Below are 259 nucleotides of genomic sequence, written 5' to 3'. Positions count from 1 at the left end.
CACTCGTCTTCGGGACGGTGGGCCACCGCTAGTTTACTTTCGATTGCTTTGGCCGCAGCCTGCCCTCCACGCTTTGTGAGGTCGATGCCAATAACCTCGATGTCCTCAACGTTTGGAAACTTCGGAGCGATCGTCAGCCAGTAATCCTGTAAAGCTGTGACCAGATCCTCGAAGTTTACTAGGCCATTGCTTGGCGACTCCCAGGTAGCTTGACCACCATGGTTCAACAGCAAAAAGATGCCGCAGCTCGAATTGATGC

At 53.3% G+C, this 259-nt stretch carries 1 protein-coding gene; it reads right to left on the bottom strand.

Features of this window, described 5'->3' with window-relative positions:
- Positions 1–259, bottom strand: a 259-nt coding sequence (locus tag SB786_RS36775; protein WP_410731658.1) for a hypothetical protein, incomplete at both ends; no start/stop codon positions are given.

Source organism: Burkholderia sp. SIMBA_062 (genome assembly GCF_046534765.1).
Lineage (GTDB): Bacteria > Pseudomonadota > Gammaproteobacteria > Burkholderiales > Burkholderiaceae > Burkholderia > Burkholderia ambifaria.
This window is presented reverse-complemented; position numbering and strand designations above follow the sequence as displayed.